Origin of the sequence: Pseudoxanthomonas sp. PXM02 (genome assembly GCF_014851805.1) — a bacterium.
In the GTDB taxonomy this organism is placed as follows: domain Bacteria; phylum Pseudomonadota; class Gammaproteobacteria; order Xanthomonadales; family Xanthomonadaceae; genus Pseudoxanthomonas_A.
Map to the genome: position 1 here is coordinate 214399 of NZ_JACVAK010000001.1, position 23557 is coordinate 237955.

The following is a 23557-nucleotide window of genomic DNA, read 5'->3' on the forward strand; positions in this document are numbered from 1 at the left end:
GGGGCGAGGAACCGGGGCCCGCAGGCCTCCGGGAGCCGGAAATTATGGCAGGTCAATCACTTAGGGGCAAGTCGTGCCCCCGAACGCGATCAGGCAGCGTCCGCGGCCGTGGTGAAGCTCTCGCCGCAGCCGCATTCGGCAGCCGCATTGGGGTTCCTGAAGACAAAGGTCTCGGACAACCCCTGCTTGGCGAAGTCGATCTCGGTGCCGTCGACCAGCGGCAGGCTGGTGGCGTCCACGTAGATCTTCACACCGGCGAAGTCGAATACGGTATCGCCCTCGCGTTCGTCGCGGGCCAGGTCGGCCACATGTCCCCAGCCTGAGCAGCCGGTGCGGGTCACGCCGAAGCGCAGGCCCAGCGCAGCCGGGGTCTGCTCGACAAAGCGCTGTACGCGCTCGAGTGCGACCGGGGTCAGGGTGATGGCCATGCGTGTCTCCTGTGCGACGCGGACGATTATAGCCGTCGGTCTGCCGAGGGCTGCGCGGCTCTTGTAAACTCCGCGTTCCATTAATAAGTCTGTTATCGAAGGATTCAAGCCATGACGGTGGTGAGCGTCGAACATGCGCTGGCGGGCAAGCTCCCGGCCGGCGGCGAAGTCACGGTGCGCGGCTGGGTGCGCACGCGGCGCGATTCCAAGGCGGGCCTGTCCTTCGTCAACGTCAGCGATGGTTCCTGCTTCGCGCCCATCCAGGTGGTCGCGCCCGACGTGCTGGCCAACTACGAATCCGAGATCAAGCACCTGACCACCGGCTGTGCGGTCGTCGCCACCGGCACCCTGGTGGCCTCGCAGGGCCAGGGCCAGAGCTTCGAGATTCAGGCCTCGTCCATCGAGGTGGTCGGCTGGGTGGAAGACCCCCTCACCTACCCCATGCAGCCCAAGCAGCACTCGCTGGAGTACCTGCGTGAGTTCGCCCACCTGCGCCCGCGTACGAACCTGTTCGGCGCGGTCACCCGCATCCGCAACTCGCTGGCCCAGGCCGTGCACCGTTTCTTCCACGAGAACGGCTACTTCTGGATCAGCACGCCGATCATCACCACCTCCGACGCCGAGGGCGCCGGCCAGATGTTCCGCGTGTCCACGCTGGACCTGGTCAACCTGCCGCGCGACAAGGAAGGCGCGGTGGATTTCTCGCGCGACTTCTTCGGCAAGGAAACCTTCCTGACCGTGTCCGGCCAGCTCAACGCCGAGGCCTACGCGCTGGCGATGAGCAAGGTCTACACCTTCGGCCCGACCTTCCGTGCCGAGAACAGCAACACCACGCGCCACCTGGCCGAGTTCTGGATGATCGAACCGGAAGTCGCCTTCAACGACCTGGCCGCCAATGCGCAGCTGGCCGAGGACTTCCTGAAGTACCTGTTCCGCGCCGTGCTCAGCGAGCGCGCCGACGACCTGGCCTTCATCGCCGAGCGCGTCGAACCGACCGCGCTGACCCGTCTGGAAGCCTTCGTCAACTCGCCGTTCGAGCGCATTGATTACACCGACGCGATTTCGCTGCTGCAGAAGTCCGGGCAGAAGTTCGAGTTCCCGGTCGAATGGGGCCTGGACCTGCAGACCGAACACGAGCGCTGGCTGACCGAGCAGCATGTGGGACGGCCGGTGGTAGTCACCAACTACCCCGAGCATTTCAAGGCGTTCTACATGCGCCTGAACGACGACGGCAAGACCGTCGCCGCGATGGACGTGCTGGCGCCCGGCATCGGCGAGATCATCGGCGGCAGCCAGCGTGAAGAGCGCCTGGACGTGCTGGACGCGCGCATGGCGCAGTTCGGCCTGGATCCGGCGCATTACGGCTGGTACCGCGACTTCCGCCGCTACGGCTCGGTGCCGCACGCCGGCTTCGGCCTCGGCTTCGAGCGCCTGGTGGTGTACGTGTGCGGCCTGAGCAACATCCGCGACGCCATCGCCTACCCGCGCGCGCCGGGCAACGCGGAGTTCTGATGATCCTGTTCTTCGCCCTTTGCTTCGTCGGTGTGGCCATCGCCGGGTTCTGCGCGTTCGTGATCTTCTGGCCGCTCACGCTGGTGCACGTGCGTGACCGCCACGGCGCGCTCGGCGCGCAGTGGGGCGAAGGCGCGTTCCTGAAACCTGTCGCACTGCGTTGGCTGCTGTCGGGCGACTACCGCCGGATTGCGGATACCTCGCTGTCGGGTCTGGCGACACCGGCCCGCATTTCGCTGTGCGTCATCATGTTCGGCCTGCTGATGGCCGGCCTACTCGCGCTGTGGGCGGAGGCCTTCGCATGAATCCCTTTATCCGCGAAGACTGGTACATCGCCTCGTTGGGTCGCACGCTGATCTGGGCCCGCCTGCGCCTGCTGGAAGCCGGCACCGCCGAGGTGCTGGACAGCGACGGCAACACCCTGCCCTACGACAGCGAAGACAGCGCCCGCGCTGCGCTGTTCGATGCGGAGTTCGTCGCATTCGACGGCCTGGACGAAGAAGACGCACTGGGACGCGGCTTCTCGTTGACCGGCGTGCAGCCGCCGCAAGGCGACGACGATGCCGCCCTGGTGCCGCAGATGGTGCAGTCGCTCGGCGCCCGCGCCTGAGCCCTTCATGTACACGCCGCGCGCATTCGTCGAAACCGACCTTGCCGAACTCGACCGGCTGATCGCGCGCGATGCCTTCGTCACCCTGGTAACCGTGGCCGACGGACTGCCGGTCGTCAGCCATCTTCCGGTGCTGTACGCGCGCGACGGGGACCGCATCGTCATCGAAGGCCACTGGGCCCGACCGAATCCGCAGGCACGACATGCCGGCCCGGCACTGATGATCGTGCATGGACCGCATGCCTATGTGTCGCCGGGCTGGTACGCGGACAAGGAAGAAGCCGCCCGCGTGCCGACCTGGAACTACGCGGTCGCACACCTGCATGGTGTGCTGCATACCACCGATGACACGGCCGAACTGGCCTCAATCGTCGACCGGCTCAGCCAGATCAATGAAGCGCACGTCGGCAACGACTGGCGCTTCGAACACGACCGCGACGACCATGTCCGCCAGCTGCGCGGCATCGTCGGCTTCCGTTTCGTGGTGGAGCGCGTTGAATTGAAGTTCAAGCTCAGCCAGAACCATCCGGTCGCCAATGTCGAAGGCGCCGCTGCAGCACTTCAGAAACTGGGCGGCGAAGACAATGTGGCGGTATCCGATCTCATGCGCGAGCGCCTCGCCCACCGGACAGACGGTGTGGGAGCGACGTAAGTCGCGAAGCGGGATTCATGCCCCGAGCCTGGGGAGGGAGAGCATCGCGACTTACGTCGCTCCCACACCACACATCCCGCATCGCGTACTCGGCAGAGCTACACTCGACGCCCTGTCATTCCGGGAACGACGCATGGACCTCAATCTCGCCGGCAGGCACGCCCTGGTCTGCGGCGCTTCCGAAGGCATCGGTCGTGCCGCCGCCCATGAGCTCGCCCTGCTGGGCGCCGACGTCACCGTACTGGCCCGCCGTGCAGAGGTACTGACGGAGGTAGCGGCCGCCCTGCCCCGCGTCGCGGACGGACAGCGGCATGACAGCATCGCCACCGACGTATCGGACGCTGAGACTTTGCAGGACAAGGTTGGCCGTCTGGTAGCGGAACGGCCGGTACACATCCTCATCAATAACACCGGCGGCCCGCCGGGTGGACGCGCCATCGATGCCGGCGCGAGCGACTATCTGGCGGCATTCCAGCGTCATCTGCTCGCCAACCAGGCACTGTCGCAACTGACGGTGCCCGGCATGCGCAGCGCCGGCTGGGGTCGCATCGTCAACGTCGTCTCCACCTCGGTGAAGGAGCCCATCGCCAACCTCGGCGTGTCCAACACGATCCGCGGCGCGGTGGCCAGCTGGGCCAAAACGCTGTCGAAGGAGCTCGGCGCCGACGGCATCACCGTCAACAACTTGCTGCCCGGCTACACGCGCACGCAGCGGCTGGAGCAGATCCTGCGCGATCGCGTGCAGGCCACCGGCAAGGACGAGTCCGCGATCAGCGCCGCCATGCTGGCCTCCGTACCCGCCGGCCGGTTCGCCGAGGCCCACGAAATCGCTGCCGCCATCGCCTTCCTGGCTTCACCGGCGGCCGGGTACATCACCGGCGTCAGCCTCGCCGTGGACGGCGGTCGCATGCAGTCGATCTGAGGCGGCGGGACGGGGGGCTTGCCAGCCGGGTTAAGCTAGTGGGCATGGACCGCTTCGGCCACTTCATCGAAGGCGAACCGCGCACCGGCAGCGCCTGGCGTCCCGTGTTCGAGCCGGCATCCGGCGAGGTTTACGCCGAGGTCGCCGAGGGCAGCGAAAGCGACGTGCTGCTGGCCGTGCAGGCAGCCGAGAACGCCTTCCCCCTGTGGTCGGGACTCACGACAAGCGAGCGGTCACGATGGCTGGAGAAACTGGCCGATGCGCTGGAGCAGCGGCGCGACGCCTTCGCTGCGGCCGAGTCGCGCGACACCGGCAAACCTCTGGCACTGGCCCGCGACATCGAAATTCCGCGCGCCGTCGCCAACCTGCGCTTCTTCGCGCACGCGGCCACCCAGTTCGCCAGCGAGTCGCACCATGGCGAAGCCGGGCTGAACTACACACTGCGCCAACCGCTGGGCGTGGTGGCTGCGATCTCACCCTGGAACCTGCCGCTCTACCTGTTCACCTGGAAGATCGCGCCCGCGCTGGCCGCCGGCAACACGGTGGTCGCCAAGCCCTCCGAAATCACGCCTGCGACCGCGACGATGCTGGGCGAACTGGCCGCCGAAGTCGGCCTGCCGCGCAGCGTACTGAATATTGTGCATGGCACCGGACCGGCCGTTGGCGAGCCACTGGTGTTGCACCCGGCGATCAAGGCAGTGTCGTTCACCGGCAGTACGGCGGTCGGGCGGCGCATCGCGGGCCTCGCCGGCCCGCAACTCAAGAAGGTGTCGCTGGAACTGGGCGGCAAGAACGCGACGCTGGTGTTCGCCAACAGCGACTGGCGTGCGCATCTGGATACCCTGCTCCGCTCCGCGTTCCAGAACGCCGGCCAGATCTGCCTGTGCGGCTCGCGCCTGCTGGTTCAGCAGGCCATCTACGATGAGTTTCGCGACGCCCTGCTCGAGCGCGTCCGCGACCTGAAAGCCGGCCCGCTCGACGATCCCGCCACACGCCTTGGCGCGATGGTGTCGCAGGCGCAGTTCGACAAGGTGCTGGCCTGCATTCAGCGCGCCCGTCTGGAAGGCGGCCGCGTCCTGGCCGGTGGCCAGCCACTGGAGCGGCCGGGCTGGTACATCGCGCCGACCGTGATCGACGGCCTGGGCCCCGAGGCCACCACCAACCGCGAAGAGATCTTCGGGCCGGTGGTTACGCTGCAGTCCTTCGAGGACGAAGCGCATGCACTCGCGCTGGCCAATGCCAGCGACTACGGGCTGGCAGCGACCGTGTGGACGCGCGATCTGGACCGCGCCCATCGCCTGGCCGCGCGTCTGCGCGCCGGCATTGTCTGGATCAATACCTGGATGACGCGCGACCTGCGCACGCCTTTCGGCGGCACGGGATCGTCAGGCCTGGGTCGCGAAGGCGGCCTGGAAGCCATGCGTTTCTTCACCGAACCCAAGAACGTCTGCGTGGCGTTGCGCTGAGGACGAATACACACGATGTCTGATCAATCCGAACTCGAGAAACTGCTGCAGAACAACCGCGACTGGGCCGCCCGCATCAAGCAGGAGGACCCCGGTTTCTTCAAGCGGCTGTCGCAACAGCAATCGCCGCGCTACCTGTGGATCGGCTGTTCCGATTCGCGCGTGCCTGCTAACCAGATCCTGGGCCTGGACCCGGGTGAGGTCTTCGTCCATCGCAACATCGCCAACGTGATGTCGCATGGCGACCTCAATGCGCTGTCGGTGATCCAGTTCGCCGTCGATATCCTCAAGGTCGAACACATCCTGCTGGTCGGTCACTACGGCTGCGGCGGCGTGCACGCCGCGATGACCGGCCTGCGCGTGGGCCTGGCCGACAACTGGCTGCGCCACGTGGCCGACGTCGCGTTGAAGCACAACGCGTTGCTCGAACAGGTCGACACGGAGTCGCTGCGCCACGCCCGCCTGTGCGAACTGAATGTCATCGAGCAGGTCTTCAACGTCTGCCAGACCACCGTCGTGCAGGACGCCTGGGCACGCGGACAGCCGCTGGCGATCCACGGCTGGGTCTATAGCCTGTTCGATGGCCGCGTGCGCGAACTCGGCATGGACATCGCGGCCCAGGACGAACTGCAGCCCGCCTACCAGCGCGCGTTGTCGGGCGTACCGGTCAAGGGCAAGCGCGATGAGTGATGCCGTACATGCCGGCGGCGCACCGAAGCCTGTAGGTCACTACCCGCATGCGCGACGCGTCGGCGACCTGCTGTTCCTCTCCGGCATCGGCCCGCGCGAGCCGGCGACCAACGCGATTCCCGCGGGCATCGAGGCGCAGACGCACGCCGTTTTCGCCAACGTACGCGCGGTGCTCGACGCCAGCGATGCGCGCTGGGAAGACCTGGCGGACGTGACCGTCTACCTCACCGATATGGCCGGCGACTTCGCCGGCTACAACCGGGTGTGGGCGGAATACTTCCCGGATGCGGCCACGGCTCCCTGCCGCACCACGCTTGGTATCACCGCCCTACCCACGCCGATCTCCATAGAACTGAAATGCATCGCCCACGTGCCCAGGGAAAGGACCCCATGAAGCATCGGTTGCTCGCCACGCTGTTCTTCCTGTTGCTGAGCGTCAACGCATCGGCGCGCGAGACACTCGCGGACAACGGCGAGTTGGCGTCCCTTCGTCAACAGGACCAGGCGGACCGGCAGGGGGCCATCGACTGGACAAAGGTGGCGCCTCGCGACGCCGCGCGGCTGGCTCGCGTGAAGGCGCTGATACGCGAAGGCGCCCTGCGTACCGGCAGCGATTACGAGAACGCAGCGTGGGTGTTCCAGCATGGAGACACGGCGGACGACATCCGGATGGCCCATGCGCTGGCGACACTGGCGATGAACTTGGCGCCGGAAGAGAAACGGCGACGCTGGCTGGTCGCGGCGTCGTGGGATCGCCTGCTGATGAGGCAACAGCAGCCGCAGTGGTACGCAACACAATTCCTGAGCGATGCGACCGGGATGTACCTGTATCCCGTGGCGGAAGACGCGGTCACCGACGAGCAGCGCAAGAGCATGACGGGCCTCACGCTGGCGGAATCACGGGCACGGACTGCGGAGATGGCGCGCAATGCCGGCGTTCCACTCCGTGATCCTGCCCCGCGCATCGAAGATCTGAAGAACGACGCTGCGAAAGCGCCCAAAGGGGGCTGACATGCTGCCGAATCCACTCAACTTCCAGGCCTGGATCGACGAGCACCGCCACCTGCTGAAGCCGCCGGTGGGTAACAAGGTCATCTACGACGGCGACTTCATCGTGATGGTGGTCGGTGGCCCGAACGCGCGCACCGACTACCACTGGGACGAGGGTCCGGAGTGGTTCTACCAGTTGGAGGGCGAGATGGTGCTGCGCATCCAGGAGGATGGCGCCGTACGCGACATCCCGATCCGGGCCGGCGAGATCTTCCTGCTGCCGCCGCGGGTGCCGCATTCGCCGCAACGCATGCCAGGCTCCGTCGGCCTGGTGATCGAGCGCAAGCGCCTGCCGCACGAGGACGATGGCCTGCTGTGGTTCTGCGAGCGCTGCAACCACAAGGTCTACGAAGAATACTTCCACCTCAACGATATCGAGCAGGACTTCTTCCGCGTGTTCGAGGCTTTCTACCGCAACGACGACCTGCGCACCTGCAAGGCCTGCGGCCACCTGAATCCCCGGCCCAGCCGCTACGAGATGCAGGCCGATTCGCAGGCCGACATCACCTGAGCTTGCACTTGCCCAATCTGGGCATTATCGTGCCCGATATGGGCATGAACGACACCCCCCGATCCGGGAAGGTCAGCGAGGCGGCGGCACGCTATGCCACCGCCAGCCTGTCGGGCGCCCTCTTCACTACCACCCAGCAGCGCGTGCTGGCCTGCCTGTTCGGCGAATCCGGGCGCAGCTACGCGGTCAATGAACTGATCCAGGCCACGGGCGCCGGCAGTGGCGCCGTCCAGCGCGAGCTGGCCCGGCTGGCCGGCAGTGGGCTGCTCACCGTCGAACATGTCGGCAACCAGAAGCGCTACCGCGCCAATCCCGACGCGCCGATCCATGACGAACTGGCATCGATCGTCCGCAAGACGTTCGGACTGGCCGAACCGTTGCGCGAAGCGCTCGCGCCGCTGGCCAGCGGCATCCACGCGGCCTTCCTCTACGGCTCGATTGCCAAAGGCAGCGACACCACCCGCAGCGATATCGACCTGATGGTGATCGCCGACGACCTGGCCTACGCCGACATCATGCTGGCCCTGCACCCGGTGGCGGAACGGCTGGGTCGTCAGATCAATCCCACTGTGTACGCACGTGATGAACTGCGCAGCCGCCTCGATGCCGGCAACAGCTTCGTTACCCGCGTACTGCAGCAACCGCGTCAGTGGCTGATCGGGGGCGAAGATGACCTCGCCGCTTGAGAAGCTGGCCACCCACAGCGGCCCGCTCAGTGCCGAGCCTCCCGACAAGAAGGAAACCGCCGGCCTGTTGCGCTCGGGGTTGGCCCGCCTGGCCGATGCGCACAACGACGCCCTGTCGCTGGAAAGCCGCTTCGACCTGGCTTACAACGCGGCCCACGCCCTGAGCTTGGCGGCGTTGCGCCGCGCCGGCTTCCGCGCACGCCACCGCTACATCGTCTTCCAGGTGCTGCCCCATACGCTGGGCCTCGGACCCGAGGTATGGCGCGTACTGGCCAAGGCGCATGACCTGCGCAACCTGGCCGAATACGAGGGTCACGTGGACGTCGACCAACGCCTGGTCAACGACCTGATCGCCGCTTGCGAGCGCGTGTCGGACGCGCTGGAAAAATGACAGCGCACGCCTCTCGCACTGCGTGCAGCTTTCGGCAGTGCAGCGCGAATCCCGCGCACGCTGCCCCTACAATCCGACGATGCTGAAGATCGACACCCATGCGCACTTCCTGCCCCGCGACTGGCCCGACCTCGCGGCCAAGTACGGCGACCTGCGCTTCCCGGTGATCCACCACGGCGACGACGGGCGGCACCGCATCTACAAGGACGGCAAGTTCTTCCGCGAAATCTGGCCCAAGACCTGGGATCCCGAGGAACGTATCGCCGACTACGCCCAGTTCGGCGTGCAGGTGCAGGTGATCAGCACGGTGCCGGTGATGTTCAGCTACTGGGCCAAACCGCATCACGCGCTGGAACTTCACCAGGCGCTCAACGACCACACCGCCGCCGCCTGCCGCGACTATCCCCGCCATTACGCCGGCATCGGCACCGTGCCGATGCAGTCGCCCCGCTTGGCCGTGCAGGAGCTCGAGCGCTGCATGGACCAGTTGGGCCTGCAGGGCGTGCAGATCGGCAGCCACGTCAACGACTGGAACCTGGACGCGCCCGAGCTGTTCGAGTTCTTCCAGGCCGCCAGCGAGCTCGGTGCCGCCATCCTGGTGCATCCGTGGGACATGATGGGCGCCGCGTCGATGCAGAAGTACTGGCTGCCCTGGCTGGTCGGCATGCCCGCCGAACAGTCGCGCGCCGCCTGCAGCCTGATCTTCGGTGGCGTGCTGGAGCGCCTGCCGCAGCTCAAGGTCTGCTTCGCCCACGGTGGCGGCAGCTTCCCTTACACCATCGGCCGTATCGAGCACGGCTTCAACATGCGGCCGGACCTGGTGGCCACCGACAACCCGCGCAATCCGCGCGACTACCTGGGCCGCGTGTACTTCGACTCCTGGGTCGCCGATCCGCGCGCGCTGCGCTACCTGCTGGATACCGTCGGCCACGAGCGCGTCATGCTGGGCACCGACTACCCCTTCCCGCTGGGCGAACAGGAGCCGGGCGCCGGCATCGCCGCGCTGGGGCTGGACGAGCCACAGCAGGCACGCCTGTATCACGGCACTGCGCTGGAATGGCTGGGCCTGTCCGCGGCGAGGTTCCTGTGACGCCGCACCTGTGGGAACGACGTAAGTCGCGATCAATGAATCCCTGTAAAGCCTCATCGCGACTCACGTCGCTCCCACAACATTTCATTTAGTCCACCGACGCATCCATGACCGACCCGCTGTCCCGCACCCACATCATCGCCCTCGACGCCGCCGACCCGCTGCGTGCGCTCCGCAACGAGTTCCTGATTCCACGCCACAAGCACAACGACCAGATCTACTTCTGCGGCAACTCGCTGGGCCTGCAGCCGAAAGGTGCGCGCACCTACCTCAACGAGGTGCTGGACAAGTGGTCCACCGAGGCCGTCGAAGGCCATTTCACCGGCAACGCGCAGTGGATGACGTACCACGAACTGGTGCGCGAACCGCTGGCGCGCGTGGTCGGCGCCGAGCCGGCCGAGGTGGTGGCGATGAACACGCTGACCACCAACCTGCACCTGATGATGGTCAGCTTCTACCGCCCTACGGCGGAGCGCCCGGCGATCCTGATGGAAGCGGGTGCGTTCCCGTCGGACCGTCACGCGATGGAATCGCAGGTGCGTTTCCATGGCTTCGATCCCGCGACCGACCTGATCGAAGTGGAACCCGACCAGCCCGACGGCACGCTGTCGATGGCGGCGATCGAACGCGCCATCGCCGAACACGGTCCGCGCCTGGCGCTGGTGCTGTGGCCCGGCATCCAGTACCGCACCGGCCAGGCCTTCGACCTGGCCGAGATCGCGCGCCTCGGTCATGCGCAGGGCGCCATCGTCGGTGTCGATCTGGCGCACGCCGTCGGCAACCTGCCGCTGCGTCTGCACGACAGCGGCGTCGATTTCGCCGTGTGGTGCCACTACAAGTACCTGAACTCCGGTCCCGGTGCGGTGGCGGGCTGCTTCGTGCATGCACGCCATGCGAACACCGACCGGCCGCGGTTCGCAGGTTGGTGGGGCCACGAGAAGGAAACCCGTTTCCGCATGGGGCCGGCGTTCGTGCCGACGCCCGGTGCCGAAGGTTGGCAGCTCAGCAATCCACCGATCCTCGGCCTCGCACCGTTGCGCGCGTCGCTGGAACTGTTCGAGAAGGCCGGCGGCATGGAGGCGATCCGCACCAAGTCGCTGAAGATCACCGGTCTGCTGGAAGCCTTGATCCAGGCGCGACTGTCGGACGTGCTGCAGATCATCACGCCCGCCGACACCGCCCAGCGCGGCGCGCAGTTGTCGTTGCGCGTGATCGGCGGGCGCGAGCGCGGGCGCGAACTGTTCGAGTACCTGCTGTCCGTCGGCACGGTCGGCGACTGGCGCGAACCGGACGTGATCCGCATCTCCCCCGCTCCGCTCTACAACCGCTACATGGATGTCCACCGCTTCGTCGAGGAAGTCGAGACGTGGCGGGGATTCTGACAAGCCCGACGCATAGGGAACCCGTCATTCCCGCGCAGGCAGGAACCCAGCGACTTCGCTACACAACGGACGCTTATGGACAAGCAACCGGCCACCTATATGTTGTCCAGCCAGCGCAACGGAACGCTCTACATTGGCGTCACCAGCGATCTCGTGGGACGTATCTGGCAACATCGCCATCATGCAGTCCCAGGCTTCTCTCATCGATATGGTGTCACGCAGCTGGTGTGGTACGAGCTTCACGAGACGATGGATGCTGCCATCACTAGGGAGAAGCGACTGAAGAAGTGGGAAAGGGCATGGAAAATCCGGCTTATCGAGCAATCCAATCCTTACTGGAACGATCTCTGGCACGACATCATCGGTCAGGGCCAAGTCACTGGGTCCCCGCCTTCGCGGGGATGACGGATCAAAGCTTTGGACACTACTGAAGACACTCGCTCGATCACCATCATCGGCGCCGGCCTGGCCGGCGCGCTGCTGGCCACGTTGATGGCGCGTGCCGGCTGGCGCGTGGACGTGTTCGAGAAGCGCGGCGACCCGCGTGTGCAGGGCTATGCCGGGGGACGTTCGATCAACCTGGCGCTGACCGAACGCGGCCGTCACGCCCTGCGCATGGCGGATGCCGACGATGCGGTGATGCGTCAGGCCGTGATGATGCGCGGGCGGATGGTGCATGCGCTGGACGGGCGGCTGCAGCTCCAGCGCTACGGTCGCGACGACAACGAGGTGATCTGGTCGATCCATCGCGGCGACCTGAACATCACGCTGCTGGACCTCGCCGAGAAGGCAGGCGCGACGCTCCACTTCAACCATCGGCTGGACAAGGTGGACTTCGACGGGCGCATCGCGCATTTCGCCGACGACCGGGACGGCAGCAAGCATCCGACCCCCTTCATGGCGCTGGTCGGCGCGGACGGCGCAGGCTCCTCGCTGCGCGGCGCGATGCTCTCGCAGGAGGATCTCGGCGAACGCACCGAGTTCCTCGACCACTCGTACAAGGAACTGGAAATCCCGCCGTCGGCCGATGGAAGCTTCATGATGGAGCCGAATGCGTTGCACATCTGGCCGCGCGGCCACTACATGTGTATTGCGCTGCCGAATGACGAGCGCACGTTCACCGTGACGCTGTTCCTGCCCAACCAGGGCGATCCCAGCTTCGCCAGCGTGCGCACGGGCAAGGACGCGAAGGCGCTGTTCCTGCGCGACTTCCCTGACGCCATTCCCTTGATACCGGACCTGGAGCAGGACTGGGAGACGAACCCCACCGGCCTGCTGGCCACGCTGTATCTCGACCGCTGGCATCTCGGCGGCCAGGCCGTGTTGCTCGGCGACGCGGCTCACGCCATGGTGCCGTTCCACGGCCAGGGCATGAACTGCGCCTTCGAGGATTGCGTGTCACTTGCACGCCATTTGCAGGCAACTCACAGCCTGGCCGACGCGTTCGCCGCGTTCGAGGCCGAGCGCAAGCCGAACGCGCTGGCCATCCAGGAGATGGCGCTGGAAAACTACGTAGAGATGCGTGACAAGGTCGACGACAGCGGCTTCCTGCTCCAGCGCGAACTGGAACTGGCGCTGCAGGAGCGCCACCCGCAGCGTTTCGTCCCGCACTACACGATGGTCAGTTTCATGCGCATCCCGTACGCGGTGGCGCAACACCGCAGCCATGTGCAGCGCGACCTGCTGGTACGGCATACCGTCGGCCGCGCGTCGCTCGACGGTGTCGACTGGGCCGCCGTTGACGCCGACGTCCATGGCCTTCTGCCGGTGCTGGAGGAGGCGGTGGCGTGAGCGCCAGCTTCCTCTTCTACGACCTGGAAACCTTCGGCGCCGACCCTCGGCGCAGCCGGATCGCGCAGTTCGCCGCCGTGCGCACCACGCCGGCGCTCGAAGTCATCGACGAACCGATCAGCTTCTTCGTGCAGCCGGCCGATGACCTGCTCCCCTCGCCCGTCGCCACGCTGATCACCGGCATCACGCCGCAGCAGGCCCTGCGCGAAGGCGTCAACGAAGCCGAAGCCTTCGCCCGCATCGCCGACGAGATGGGCCGCCCGGAAACCTGCACGCTGGGCTACAACAGCCTGCGCTTCGACGACGAGTTCGTACGCCACGGGCTGTTCCGCAACTTCCACGAGCCCTACGAACGCGAATGGCGCGGCGGCAACTCGCGTTGGGACCTGCTGGACGTGATGCGGCTGATGCACGCGCTGCGTCCGGACGGGATCGTCTGGCCGAAGCGCGACGACGGCGCCACCTCGTTCAAGCTGGAACAGCTCGCCCTCGCCAACCGCGTGCGCGAGGGCGACGCGCACGAGGCGCTGTCGGACGTATACGCCACCATCGGGCTGGCGCGCCTGATGCGGCAGTCGCAGCCGCGCTTGTGGGAATACGCACTGCAGCTGCGCGACAAGCGCTTCGCGGCGCGCCTGCTGGATACGACGGCCATGCTGCCGGTCCTGCATGTGTCGCAACGCTATCCGGCGAACCGGCTGTGCGCTGCCCCGGTATTGCCGCTGGCGCGGCATCCGCGCATCGACAACCGGGTTGTGGTGTTCGATCTGGACAGCGACCCCACGCCGCTGCTGTCGATGTCGCCGGAGGATATCGCCGACCGGCTCTACACGCCGGCGGCTGACTTGCCGGAAGGCGAACAGCGGATCCCGCTGAAGGAAGTCCATCTGAATCGCGCACCGGCGCTGGTGGCCTGGTCGCACCTACGACCCGCCGACATGGACCGGCTCGGCATCGATCCCGCCCGTTGCGAGCGCCATGCCGCGATCCTGCGCGAAGCGGGTCCCGACCTGGCCGAAACCGTGCGCCGTGTCTTCTCCACCGAGCGAAGCTTCGAGCCCGGCGATGTCGACGGTTCGCTCTACAGTGGCTTCCTGGCAGATACGGACAAGCGCCGCTTCACCGACGTGCGCACCACCCCGCCTCCCCTGCTCGGCCAGCGCGACTTCGGCTTCCGCGATGCGCGACTGCCGGAGCTGCTGTTCCGGTTCCGCGCACGTAACTGGCCCGATACCCTGTCTGCCGCGGAGCGCCAGCGCTGGGACGATTACCGGCGCCAGCGGCTGGCGACGGACACTGGTCTGTCCGAGTACACCTTCGAAAGCTTCGACGCGGAAGTCGCCCAGTTGCGACAGACCGAAGCCGGGAATGCGGACCGCCTCGCGCTGCTGGACAGGATCCAGCAGTGGCGCGACGACGTGCAGGCCAGCCTGTAAGCGGACATCGAGGGCAGTCTTGTCGGTTCCATGACACCGGCCTGACTAGAATGGCGCCATGGCCACCTACTTTTCCGATGCCAGTTTCAAGTTCCTGCGCGGGCTGGCGCGCCACAACGACAAGACCTGGTTCAACGACCACAAGGCGCAGTACGAAGACCACGTCCGTCAGCCGTTCCTGCGGCTGCTGACCGATATGCAGCCGGATCTGGCGGCGGTCAGCCTGCATTTCCGTGCCGACCCGAAGACGGTCGGCGGTTCGCTGTTCCGCATCTACCGCGATGCCCGCTTCTCCAACGACAAGTCGCCGTACAAGTCCTGGCAAGGCGCACGCCTGTACCACGAGCGCCACAAGCAGGTGCCCGCACCGTCTTTCTATCTGCATCTGCAGCCCGGCGAGTGTTTCGTCGGCGCGGGACTGTGGCATCCCGAACCCGACACCCAGCGTCGCGTTCGCCAGTTCATCCTCGACAATCCGGGCAGCTGGAAGAAGGCCGCACACGATCCCGGCTTCCGCCGGCGTTTCGAATTCGAGGAAAGCGAGAAACTGGTGCGCCCGCCGCGTGGTTTTCCGGCGGACTTCGAGTTCATCGAGGATCTGAAGCACCGCAACTTCGTCTTCTGGCGCTCGCTGGACGATGCGACGATGACCGGGCCGCGCCTGCGCCAGACGCTGGCAGGCGACCTGAAGACGCTGGGCCCGTTCGTCGACTACCTGTGTGCCGCGCTGGACCTGGAATTCTGACCCGGAGGACGCACCGATGCAGGGCTCGCCAATGAAGAAGTGGCTCGTGGGTGGCGTACTGCTGGCCATCGTCCTGGGACTGGTTGCCTACGTGGTGGCTGGACCGTACCTGGCCATCCATGGCATCCGCACCGCACTGGCGGAGCAGGACACGGCGAAGCTGCAGAAGCATGTCGACTTCCCCTCCCTGCGGGTCAACCTGCGCGCGCAGGTGGAAGACTACTTGGCGCGCAAGGCGGGACCGGAGGTGTCATCCAACCTGTTCGGCGCAGCCGCCCTGTCGATCGCCAACCAGGTGCTCGGCCGCGGCGTGGACACGCTGGTCACCCCGATGGGTATCGCGGCCGTGCTGGAGGGGCGCGCCACCTGGAAGCGTGCCATCGGCGAGACCGTGGGCGGTGACACCTACGCCCCGGCCGTGCCGGCGGAACCGCTCAAGGACGCCGAGCATCACTACGAGTCGCTGTCGCGCTTCACCGCCACCGTGCATGACGAAAACGGCCAGCCGGTGGTGTTCGTCCTCAGCCGGCAAGGCCTGCGCTGGCGGCTGACCGATATCCGCCTGCCGCTGTAAGCGGCCCGTCGACATCAGGGATTCGCCACGCCATGCGGCACGTGGCCGGCCGCGACGTGCTGGCGCGCGCTGTCGATGTTGTGCTGCGAGTCGTCGAAGAAGATGTCGGCACCGAAGGCTTCGAGGAACGGGCCCTTGTGGCGTCCGCCCAGGAACAGTGCTTCGTCCAGGCGCACGCCCCACTCCCGTAGCGTACGGATCACGCGCTCGTGCGCGGGCGCGGAGCGCGCAGTGACAAGTGCGGTGCGGATCGGCGAGCGCTCGTCCGCCGGAAACACCTGCTGCAACTGGTGCAGGGCCGACAGGAAATTGCGGAACGGACCGCCTGACAACGGCTCGCGTGCGCGCGCCTGTTCGTGCTTGCCGAATGCTTCGACGCCCTGTTCGCGCGAAATCCGTTCGCTCTCATCCCCGAAAATGACGGCGTCACCGTCGAAGGCGATGCGCAACTGGTGTTCGTGGCGCAGCTGCGGTGCACCGGCGGGCAGGATGGTTGCCGCGGCGATGCCGTGCTCCAGCGACCGCCGCACGGAATCCGGATTGGCGGACAGGAACAGGTCGGTGCCGAACGGCTTCACGTAGGGCCAGGTCGGTTCGCCGGCAGTGAACGTCGCGCGCACGATGCCCAGCCCGTAGTGCTGGATGGAATTGAAGATGCGCAGGCCAGTGTCGGCCGAGTTGCGCGATAGCAGGATCACTTCGACGCGCGGCGTATCCGCGGGTGCCCCGGCATTCAGAGCCAGCAGCTTGCGTACGACCGGGAAAGCGATGCCTGGGGCGAGCACGTCGTCCTCGTGCGTGCGCTGGTAGTCGGCATAGGCCTGCACACCCTCGCGCTCGTACAGCGTGTGGCTCTCTTCCAGATCGAACAGGGCGCGCGAGGTGACGGCAACGGTCAGCAGGCGGGGGGTGTTATCGGCCATGCGCACAGTATCGGCGATCCATGGCGCAGGAGGCGAGACGGCAGCTAGCCTCCGGGCGCCGCGGCGATGCGCAACTGCGCGGGTGGACCGCGGCGGTTGTCCGCAGTCACCGCCCGGACTTCGACGACCAGATCGATACGCGCCTGCTGGGCCGGTGGCCCGTCCCGCCACAGGAACACGAACTCGCTGCGCTTGCCTTCGACGGGCGCCACGACGGGCGCGGGCGGAAAGATTGCCAGCGCATCATCGCCCACCACGCGGAACTCGAAACCCAGGTCGCGGATCTTGTAGTCCGTGCCGCGCGGCCACTCCACGCGCAGCGTCAGCAGTCCACTGGCGTCGCAGGAGGCGCGTCCGTCCACGCCGCGGGTCAGGCTGACCAGTTCCAGCACCGGCGGTTTCAGGCCGGCATCCTCGACGGCCTGCACGCCCGCTCCCTTTGCGAAAGGCGTGACGCCAGTGGACAGGTTGCAGGCAGCCGTATCGGCCACGACCAGCAGGGCGCACAGCGCCAACGCGCACTTCAATGGCATCTGGACTCCTCCCCGGGTGGATGCGAACCGAACCGCTACGGGGGCTGGATAGCACGCGTGCAGCGCACCGGCAAGCCGCAACGCGGCGAAAGCGTGACGTCCGTAAGGACATCGCGCCTCGCTCAGGTCATGAACTGCTCGCTGAGGATGCGCTCTTCGAGGTTGTGCTCGCGATCGAACAGCAGCGTCACCGTGCGGTCGCGCGATTCGCGGATGGTCACTTCCACCACGTCGCGCACTTCGTGCGAATCGGCCGTGGCGCTGACGGGACGCTTGTAGGGGTCCAGCACACGGAAGCGCACTTCCGTATCGGCCTTCAGGATGGCACCGCGCCAGCGGCGCGGGCGGAACGGCGCGATCGGGGTCAGCGCGATGGTGTGCGAGCCCAGCGGCAGGATGGGGCCATGCGCCGAGAAGTTGTATGCGGTGCTGCCGGCTGGTGTCGCGGTCAGCACGCCATCGCAGATCAGCTCGTCCAGCCGCGTCTCTCCATTGAGGTCGATGCAGAGATGGGCGGCCTGCCGCGTCTGTCGCAGCAGCGACACCTCGTTGTACGCCAGCGATGCAGTGGTGGTGCCGGACTCGGTCAACGCCAGCATCTCCAGCGGACGCAGTTTGGCCGGTTCGGCGGCGGCGATGCGCTCGACCAGATCATCGGCGCGATAGTGGTTCATCAGAAAGCCCACCGTACCCAGCTTCATGCCGAACACCGGTTTGCCGAGTGCGCCGTGCCGGTGCAGCGTCTGCAGCATGAACCCGTCGCCTCCCAGTGCGCACAGCACGTCCGCCTGGTCGGGGGCGTGCGCGCCATGTTCGCGCTGCAGCGTCGCCAACGCCTCCTGTGCTTCAGGCGTGGGACTGGCGAGAAAGGCGATTGTCGGATTCGCGGACATCCGTGGCTCCATCGTCGGGCGTGTACAGCGTACATAAAAAAGGCGGCCCGAAGGCCGCCCTTTTCATCGCCAGGGATACCGGCTCAGCCCTGCGATGCCAGCTGCCCCAACCGCTGCACCGCCACCGATGCCGTCGGGTAGTCCAGCGTCTTCTGCGCGGCCAGCTCGTTGAGCATGTTGAGCGTAAAGCGCAAGCCGGCATCGTCGCGACCCAGCCAGGCTTTGACCTTGGCGTCGGCGTTACCGCCCGGCAGGGACAGCACCTGGTTGGTCAAGGTGCGCTGATGCGCGGCGAGTTCGTCGCGCAACACGCCACGTGCCACCGCATGCCAACGGCCATCGACCTTCAGGGCTTCGATCTGGTCCTGCAACCACGGCAGGTGCAGGGCTTCGCCCAGCCGGTAATGGACCTTCGACACCTCGACCGGCTTGAGCTTGCGCGCACGTCCGAGTTCGATGATGTCGCACGAAGGCTCCAGGTACGGCAGCGCGGCGATCTGGCCCGCCAGTGCCGCCGGCAGACCCTTGTCCTTCCACTCCTGCAGGCTGGCGTTGTACGCCGGGCGCAGCGAATCCGGCAGCACGCCCTCGGCCGCGCGGATCTCGTTGAAGCCGTCGTGGTAGCGCTCCACCGCCGTGGCGATCGCGGGGATCGGGCCCTGGCGGGTCAGCAGCCAGCGGGTGAAGTTGCGCTGCACCTGCCAGATGACCTGCAGGGCGTCGATCTGCACCGACTCCGGTACCTTGCCATCCAGCGCGTCGATCTGGTTCCACAGCGCCCTCGCATCGAGCGTCTCGCGCGTGATGGTGAAGGCCTTGGCAACTTCCGCCGGCGAGCGGCCGGTGTCTTCCTGCATGCGCAGCAGGAAAGTCGCGCCCATGCGGTTGATGGTGGTGTTGGTGACCGCCGTGGCGATGATCTCGCGCTTCAGGCGGTGCTTCTCCATCTCCGAGGCATACTTCTTCTGCAGCGGCTGCGGGAAGTAGCGCTGCAGTTCCTTGGACAGGTACGGATCCTCGGGGATGTCGGATTCCAGCAATTGCTGGAACGCCACCAGCTTCGAGTACGACAGCAGCACCGACAGTTCCGGGCGGGTCAGGCCCTGGCCGCGTGCCTTGCGTTCGGCCAGTTCCGCATCGGACGGCAGGAATTCGATCTGGCGGTCCAGCAGGCCCTGCGATTCCAGCGTCTGGATGAAGTGCTGCTTGGAACCCAGGCGCGACACGCTCATGCGCTCCATCAGGCTGATGGCCTGGTTCTGGCGGTAGTTGTCCCACAGCACCAGGTCGGCTACTTCGTCCGTCATGTCCGCGAGCAGCTTGTTGCGCGCGTCCATCGACAGCTTCTTCGCCTGCACCACGCCGTTGAGCAGGATCTTGATGTTCACCTCGTGGTCCGAGGTATCCACGCCGGCGGAGTTGTCGATGAAGTCGGTGTTGAGCAGCACGCCGTGCTGCGCGGCCTCGATGCGGCCCAGCTGGGTCAGGCCGAGGTTGCCGCCCTCGCCCACCACCTTGCAGCGCAGGTCGCGGCCGTCGACCCGCAGACCATTGTTGGCGCGGTCGCCGACGTCGGCATGCGTCTCGCTGGCGGCCTTGACGTAGGTACCGATGCCGCCGTTCCACAGCAGGTCGACCGGCGACTTCAGGATGGCGCTCATCAGCTCGTTCGGCGTCATCGACTTCACGCCGTCGGCGATGCCGAGCGCGACACGCACTTCCGGCGTGATCTCGATCGACTTGGCGCTGCGCGGATGGATGCCGCCGCCCTTGGAGATCAGCTTGGCGTCGTAATCGGCCCAGCTGGAACGCGGCACCTTGAACATGCGGTCGCGTTCCTTGAACGACTTCGCCGCATCCGGATTGGGGTCCAGGAAGATGTGGCGGTGGTCGAACGCGGCCAGCAGGCGGATGTGTTCGGACAGCAGCATGCCGTTGCCGAATACGTCGCCCGACATGTCGCCGATACCGACGCAGGTGAAGTCCTCGGTCTGGCTGTCGCGGTTCATCGCGCGGAAGTGGCGCTTGACCGACTCCCACGCACCGCGGGCGGTGATGCCCATGCCCTTGTGGTCGTAGCCCACCGAACCGCCGGAAGCGAACGCGTCGCCCATCCAGAAGCCGTGCGCGATGGCCAGGCCGTTGGCGATGTCGGAGAACGTGGCCGTGCCCTTGTCGGCAGCGACGACCAGGTACGGATCGTCCTGGTCGTGGCGCACCACGTCGACCGGCGGCACGATCTTGTTGCCGACGATGTTGTCGGTGATGTCCAGCAGGCCCTGGATGAACAGCTTGTAGCAGGCGATGCCTTCGGCCAGCACGGCATCGCGGTCGCCGCCCACCAGCGGACGCTTGACGAAGAAGCCACCCTTCGCGCCGACCGGCACGATGACGGTGTTCTTCACCATCTGCGCCTTCACCAGTCCCAGCACTTCGGTACGGAAATCCTCGCGGCGGTCGGACCAGCGCAGGCCGCCACGCGCGACCGGACCAAAGCGCAGGTGGACGCCTTCGACGCGCGGCCCGTACACGAAGATCTCGCGATACGGACGCGGCTTGGGCAGGTCCGGCACCTTGGCCGAATCGAATTTGAAGCTGATCGTGTGCGCCGGCTGCCCGTCCTTGCCACGCTGGTAGAAGCTGGTGCGCAAGGTCGCCTCGATGGCGCCCATGAAGCCGCGCAGGATGCGGTCCTCGTCCAGGCTGGACACGCGGTCCATCAGTTTCAGCAGCGCCTGGTGCGCGGCCTCGACCTGCTGCTCGCGCTTGCCGCCACGCGCGTCGACCAGCGCGGCCAGCGTCTTTTGCGCCGCCTCGTCGCTGCCTGCCAGCGGCTTCAGCTGTGCCGCGAAGCGCTCCTGGCCTTCCTTGATCTGTGCCTTGCTCTCGCTGCCGGTCGCCGGATCGAAGCGGGCTTCGAACAGCTCCACCAGCAGGCGGGCGAGCAGCGGATAACGGTTGAGCGTCTCTTCGACGTAGCTCTGCGAGAACGGCACGCCCGTCTGCAGCAGGTACTTGCAGTAACCGCGCAGCAGCGCGACCTGGCGCCAGGCCAGTCCGGCGCCCAGCACCAGCTTGTTGAAACCGTCGTTCTCGGCGTCTCCGTGCCACACGCGGGCGAAGGCATCCTCGAACGAGGGCGCCAGACGTTCGACATCGAAGTCGCCGCCCACCGGCTCGACTTCGAACTCCTGGATGTAACGCGCACCTTGCGCGGTCTCCAGGCGGAACGGATGTTCCGAGATCACGCGCAGGCCCATGTTCTCCATCAGGGGCAGCGCGTCGGACAGCGGGATGTCGGATTCCTGCTTGTACAGGTTCAGGCGCAGGCGGCCCTGGCCGGGACGCTTGCGGCGCGACTCATGCAGGCTCAGGCGCAGATCGTCCTTGCCGTTGAGCGCGGCCAGGTGCTCGACATCGCGCGCAGCGCCTTCCGGCGACACGACTTCGATGTAGCCCGCGGGCAGCGCACGGCCGTAGCCGCCCGCCAGCAACAGGCCCTGCGATTCGCCGTGACGGCTGATCAGGGTCTCGCGCAGGTCGTCCTGCCAGTTGCGCAGCAGGTGGGCGATATCGGCCTCAAGCGACGCGGTGTCCACGTCGACCTGCTCGCCCGCCTTCGGACGGATGGTCAGGTGCAGCTGGGCCAGCGGCGACTCGCCGAGCAGCACACTGCTGTCGACGTACTCGCCCCGCATGGCGTCCTTCAGCAGCGATTCGATGCGCAGGCGCACGTCGGTGTTGAAACGTTCGCGCGGGATGTAGACCAGCGCCGAATAGAAGCGGCCGTAGCGGTCGCGACGCAGGAACAGCTTGCTGCGGACGCGCTCCTGCAGGCCGAGGATGCCCATCGAGGTACGGAACAGTTCCTCGTCGCTGGACTGGAACAGCTCTTCGCGCGGCAGCGTCTCCAGGATGTGGCGCAGCGCCTTGCCGCTGTGGCCGCTCGGCGACAGGCCGGACTTCTGCATCACGTACTCGTGGCGCTCGCGCACCAGCGGGATTTCCCACGGACGGCGGTTGTAGGCGCTGGACGTGTACAGGCCGATGAAGCGCTGTTCTGCAATCGGATTGCCCTGCGCGTCGAACTCCAGCACACCGATGTAGTCCATGTTGCCCGGGCGGTGCACGGTGGAGCGACGGTTGGTCTTGGTGAGGATCAGCGCATCCACCGAACCGCCCTGCGGCAGGTAGTGCGCGGCCAGCGTCTTGATGTTGCGTGGCGGCGTGGTGTCGCCCTCGCGCAGCAGGCCCAGGCCACTGTCTTCGACGGCGGCGAGGATGCCGGTGCTCTTTTCGACGCGGTACTCGCGGTAGCCGAAGAAGGTGAAGTGGTCGGCAGCGGCCCAGCGCATGAACTCCTGCGCTTCGCGACGACCATCATCGTCCACCGGCATCCGGCGGGTCGCCATGTCGTCGGCCAGTGCCAGCATCTTCTCGCGCATGCTGGACCAGTCGCGCACGATGGCGCGGACTTCATCCAGCACGCTGCGGATGCGCTTCTCGACCTGCGCCATTTCCTCCGGCGGCAGGCGGTCGATTTCCAGCAGCATCAGCGACTCGTGCTTGCCCTCGCCCACTGCCGACACCTTGCCGGCCTTGTCGCGGGTGAAACGGACCAACGGATGGCCCAGCACATGGACACCCACGCCCATCTCTGCCAGCGCCATGCTGACGGAGTCGACGAGGAACGGCATGTCGTCGTTGACAATCTGCAACACGGTGTGGGGCGATTCCCAGCCGTGCGTCTTCTGCGACGCGTTGAAGATGCGGACGTTGGCGGTGCCCGGCTTGCGGCTGCGCGCGAACGCCAACGTGTCGGCAGCGATCGCCGCCCAGCCATCCGCGCTGTGGTGCGGGTACTCGTCTTCTTCCATGCGCTTGTAGAACGCTTCGGCGAACGTGCGCGCCTCCGCCTGCGCGGTCGCGCCGGACACACGCTTGCGGATCGCATCGAGGATCGGCGACAGCGAGAACGCTTCGCCTGCCTTCACCACCGCCTTGCCCTTCTCCCCCGCGGCCTTCGCCGCCTTCTCCGGTCGGGCCGCCACCTTCTTGGTGGGCGTCGCCTTCGGGCTCACCGACTTGGTGGCCTTCACGGCTTCCGGTTTGGACGACGGTTTCGAGGCTTTTTTCGGGCTGCGTGCAGCGTTCATGCAGGAAGTGACTCAACGATTGGTAGTCGAATGGTCATTGTATCCCTCGACGCCATGACAAAACTTGCTGCGAGGCGTCATAAGCATCGCTTGCAATCGTTCGCGGGATTGTCTAG

General features: G+C 66.5%; 24 protein-coding genes. 19 read left to right on the forward strand and 5 right to left on the reverse strand.

What is annotated here, in order from left to right; translation table 11 throughout:
- Nucleotides 1-89 precede the first annotated feature (89 nt).
- Entirely contained in the window at nt 90-428 is a 339-nt protein-coding gene (locus tag IB225_RS00910) for an iron-sulfur cluster assembly accessory protein (RefSeq protein ID WP_192308867.1), read from the reverse strand.
- Nucleotides 429-539: 111 nt separating this feature from the next.
- Here IB225_RS00910 and asnS point away from each other — a divergent pair, with 111 nt between their 5' ends.
- The 19 genes from asnS (at nt 540) to IB225_RS01005 (ending at nt 15936) form a co-directional block, all read left to right on the forward strand.
- Nucleotides 540-1940 (forward strand): asparagine--tRNA ligase, encoded by a 1401-nt coding sequence (asnS, locus tag IB225_RS00915; protein ID WP_192308869.1) that lies wholly within the window; start codon nt 540-542, stop codon nt 1938-1940.
- Nucleotides 1940-2245, forward strand: coding sequence for a hypothetical protein (locus tag IB225_RS00920; RefSeq protein WP_192308871.1), 306 nt, complete (start codon nt 1940-1942; stop codon nt 2243-2245). Before asnS ends, IB225_RS00920 begins: the two co-directional genes overlap by 1 nt.
- On the forward strand, nt 2242-2550 hold the full coding sequence (locus IB225_RS00925; protein WP_192308873.1) for a hypothetical protein: 309 nt from the start codon (nt 2242-2244) through the stop codon (nt 2548-2550). The genes IB225_RS00920 and IB225_RS00925 overlap by 4 nt, the downstream gene beginning before the upstream one ends.
- 7 nt (nt 2551-2557) lie before the next feature.
- Nucleotides 2558-3202: an FMN-binding negative transcriptional regulator gene (locus tag IB225_RS00930; protein WP_192308875.1), complete on the forward strand. Its 645-nt coding sequence runs from the start codon at nt 2558-2560 to the stop codon at nt 3200-3202.
- 133 nt (nt 3203-3335) lie between these two features.
- Nucleotides 3336-4124 (forward strand): SDR family oxidoreductase, encoded by a 789-nt coding sequence (locus IB225_RS00935; RefSeq protein ID WP_192308877.1) that lies wholly within the window; start codon nt 3336-3338, stop codon nt 4122-4124.
- A 44-nt stretch (nt 4125-4168) separates the two neighbouring features.
- Complete coding sequence (locus tag IB225_RS00940; RefSeq protein WP_192308879.1) at nt 4169-5590, forward strand: aldehyde dehydrogenase; 1422 nt, start codon at nt 4169-4171, stop codon at nt 5588-5590.
- A gap of 15 nt (nt 5591-5605) precedes the next feature.
- On the forward strand, nt 5606-6280 hold the full coding sequence (can, locus tag IB225_RS00945; RefSeq protein WP_192308881.1) for a carbonate dehydratase: 675 nt from the start codon (nt 5606-5608) through the stop codon (nt 6278-6280).
- Nucleotides 6273-6674, forward strand: coding sequence for a RidA family protein (locus IB225_RS00950; RefSeq protein WP_192308883.1), 402 nt, complete (start codon nt 6273-6275; stop codon nt 6672-6674). Before can ends, IB225_RS00950 begins: the two co-directional genes overlap by 8 nt.
- A complete protein-coding gene (locus IB225_RS00955) occupies nt 6671-7291 on the forward strand; it encodes a hypothetical protein (RefSeq protein WP_192308885.1) in 621 nt (206 codons plus the stop codon). The genes IB225_RS00950 and IB225_RS00955 overlap by 4 nt, the downstream gene beginning before the upstream one ends.
- Before the next feature lies 1 nt (nt 7292).
- A complete protein-coding gene (locus tag IB225_RS00960; RefSeq protein WP_162337415.1) occupies nt 7293-7841 on the forward strand; it encodes a 3-hydroxyanthranilate 3,4-dioxygenase in 549 nt (182 codons plus the stop codon).
- Between the two features lie 44 nt (nt 7842-7885).
- A complete protein-coding gene (locus IB225_RS00965) occupies nt 7886-8527 on the forward strand; it encodes a nucleotidyltransferase domain-containing protein (protein ID WP_225583159.1) in 642 nt (213 codons plus the stop codon).
- Nucleotides 8511-8918 (forward strand): hypothetical protein, encoded by a 408-nt coding sequence (locus IB225_RS00970; RefSeq protein ID WP_192308887.1) that lies wholly within the window; start codon nt 8511-8513, stop codon nt 8916-8918. Before IB225_RS00965 ends, IB225_RS00970 begins: the two co-directional genes overlap by 17 nt.
- Nucleotides 8919-8997: 79 nt before the next feature.
- Entirely contained in the window at nt 8998-10008 is a 1011-nt protein-coding gene (locus IB225_RS00975; protein WP_192308889.1) for an amidohydrolase family protein, read from the forward strand.
- Nucleotides 10009-10115: 107 nt separating this feature from the next.
- Nucleotides 10116-11390: a kynureninase gene (gene kynU / locus IB225_RS00980; RefSeq protein ID WP_192308891.1), complete on the forward strand. Its 1275-nt coding sequence runs from the start codon at nt 10116-10118 to the stop codon at nt 11388-11390.
- 75 nt (nt 11391-11465) lie between these two features.
- Entirely contained in the window at nt 11466-11795 is a 330-nt protein-coding gene (locus tag IB225_RS00985; protein ID WP_192308893.1) for a GIY-YIG nuclease family protein, read from the forward strand.
- A 12-nt stretch (nt 11796-11807) separates the two neighbouring features.
- Entirely contained in the window at nt 11808-13181 is a 1374-nt protein-coding gene (locus IB225_RS00990; RefSeq protein WP_192308895.1) for an NAD(P)/FAD-dependent oxidoreductase, read from the forward strand.
- On the forward strand, nt 13178-14617 hold the full coding sequence (gene sbcB, locus IB225_RS00995) for an exodeoxyribonuclease I (RefSeq protein WP_192308897.1): 1440 nt from the start codon (nt 13178-13180) through the stop codon (nt 14615-14617). Before IB225_RS00990 ends, sbcB begins: the two co-directional genes overlap by 4 nt.
- Nucleotides 14618-14675: 58 nt before the next feature.
- Nucleotides 14676-15362 carry a DUF2461 domain-containing protein gene (locus tag IB225_RS01000; protein WP_192308898.1) on the forward strand — a complete coding sequence of 229 codons (687 nt, stop codon included), beginning with the start codon at nt 14676-14678 and terminating at the stop codon, nt 15360-15362.
- A 31-nt stretch (nt 15363-15393) separates the two neighbouring features.
- Complete coding sequence (locus IB225_RS01005; RefSeq protein ID WP_192308899.1) at nt 15394-15936, forward strand: DUF2939 domain-containing protein; 543 nt, start codon at nt 15394-15396, stop codon at nt 15934-15936.
- Nucleotides 15937-15950: 14 nt separating this feature from the next.
- Here the strand turns inward: IB225_RS01005 and IB225_RS01010 are convergent, their stop codons facing one another.
- From IB225_RS01010 to IB225_RS01025, 4 genes are all read right to left on the reverse strand, one after another.
- Complete coding sequence (locus tag IB225_RS01010) at nt 15951-16859, reverse strand: 5'-nucleotidase (protein WP_192308901.1); 909 nt, start codon at nt 16857-16859, stop codon at nt 15951-15953.
- 44 nt (nt 16860-16903) lie between these two features.
- Complete coding sequence (locus IB225_RS01015; protein ID WP_192308903.1) at nt 16904-17392, reverse strand: hypothetical protein; 489 nt, start codon at nt 17390-17392, stop codon at nt 16904-16906.
- A gap of 122 nt (nt 17393-17514) precedes the next feature.
- The gene (locus tag IB225_RS01020) at nt 17515-18285 is read right to left on the reverse strand and encodes an NAD kinase (RefSeq protein ID WP_192308905.1); all 771 of its coding nucleotides are present in this window, start codon (nt 18283-18285) and stop codon (nt 17515-17517) included.
- Between the two features lie 83 nt (nt 18286-18368).
- A complete protein-coding gene (locus IB225_RS01025) occupies nt 18369-23384 on the reverse strand; it encodes an NAD-glutamate dehydrogenase domain-containing protein (protein ID WP_192310806.1) in 5016 nt (1671 codons plus the stop codon).
- Nucleotides 23385-23557 lie beyond the last annotated feature (173 nt).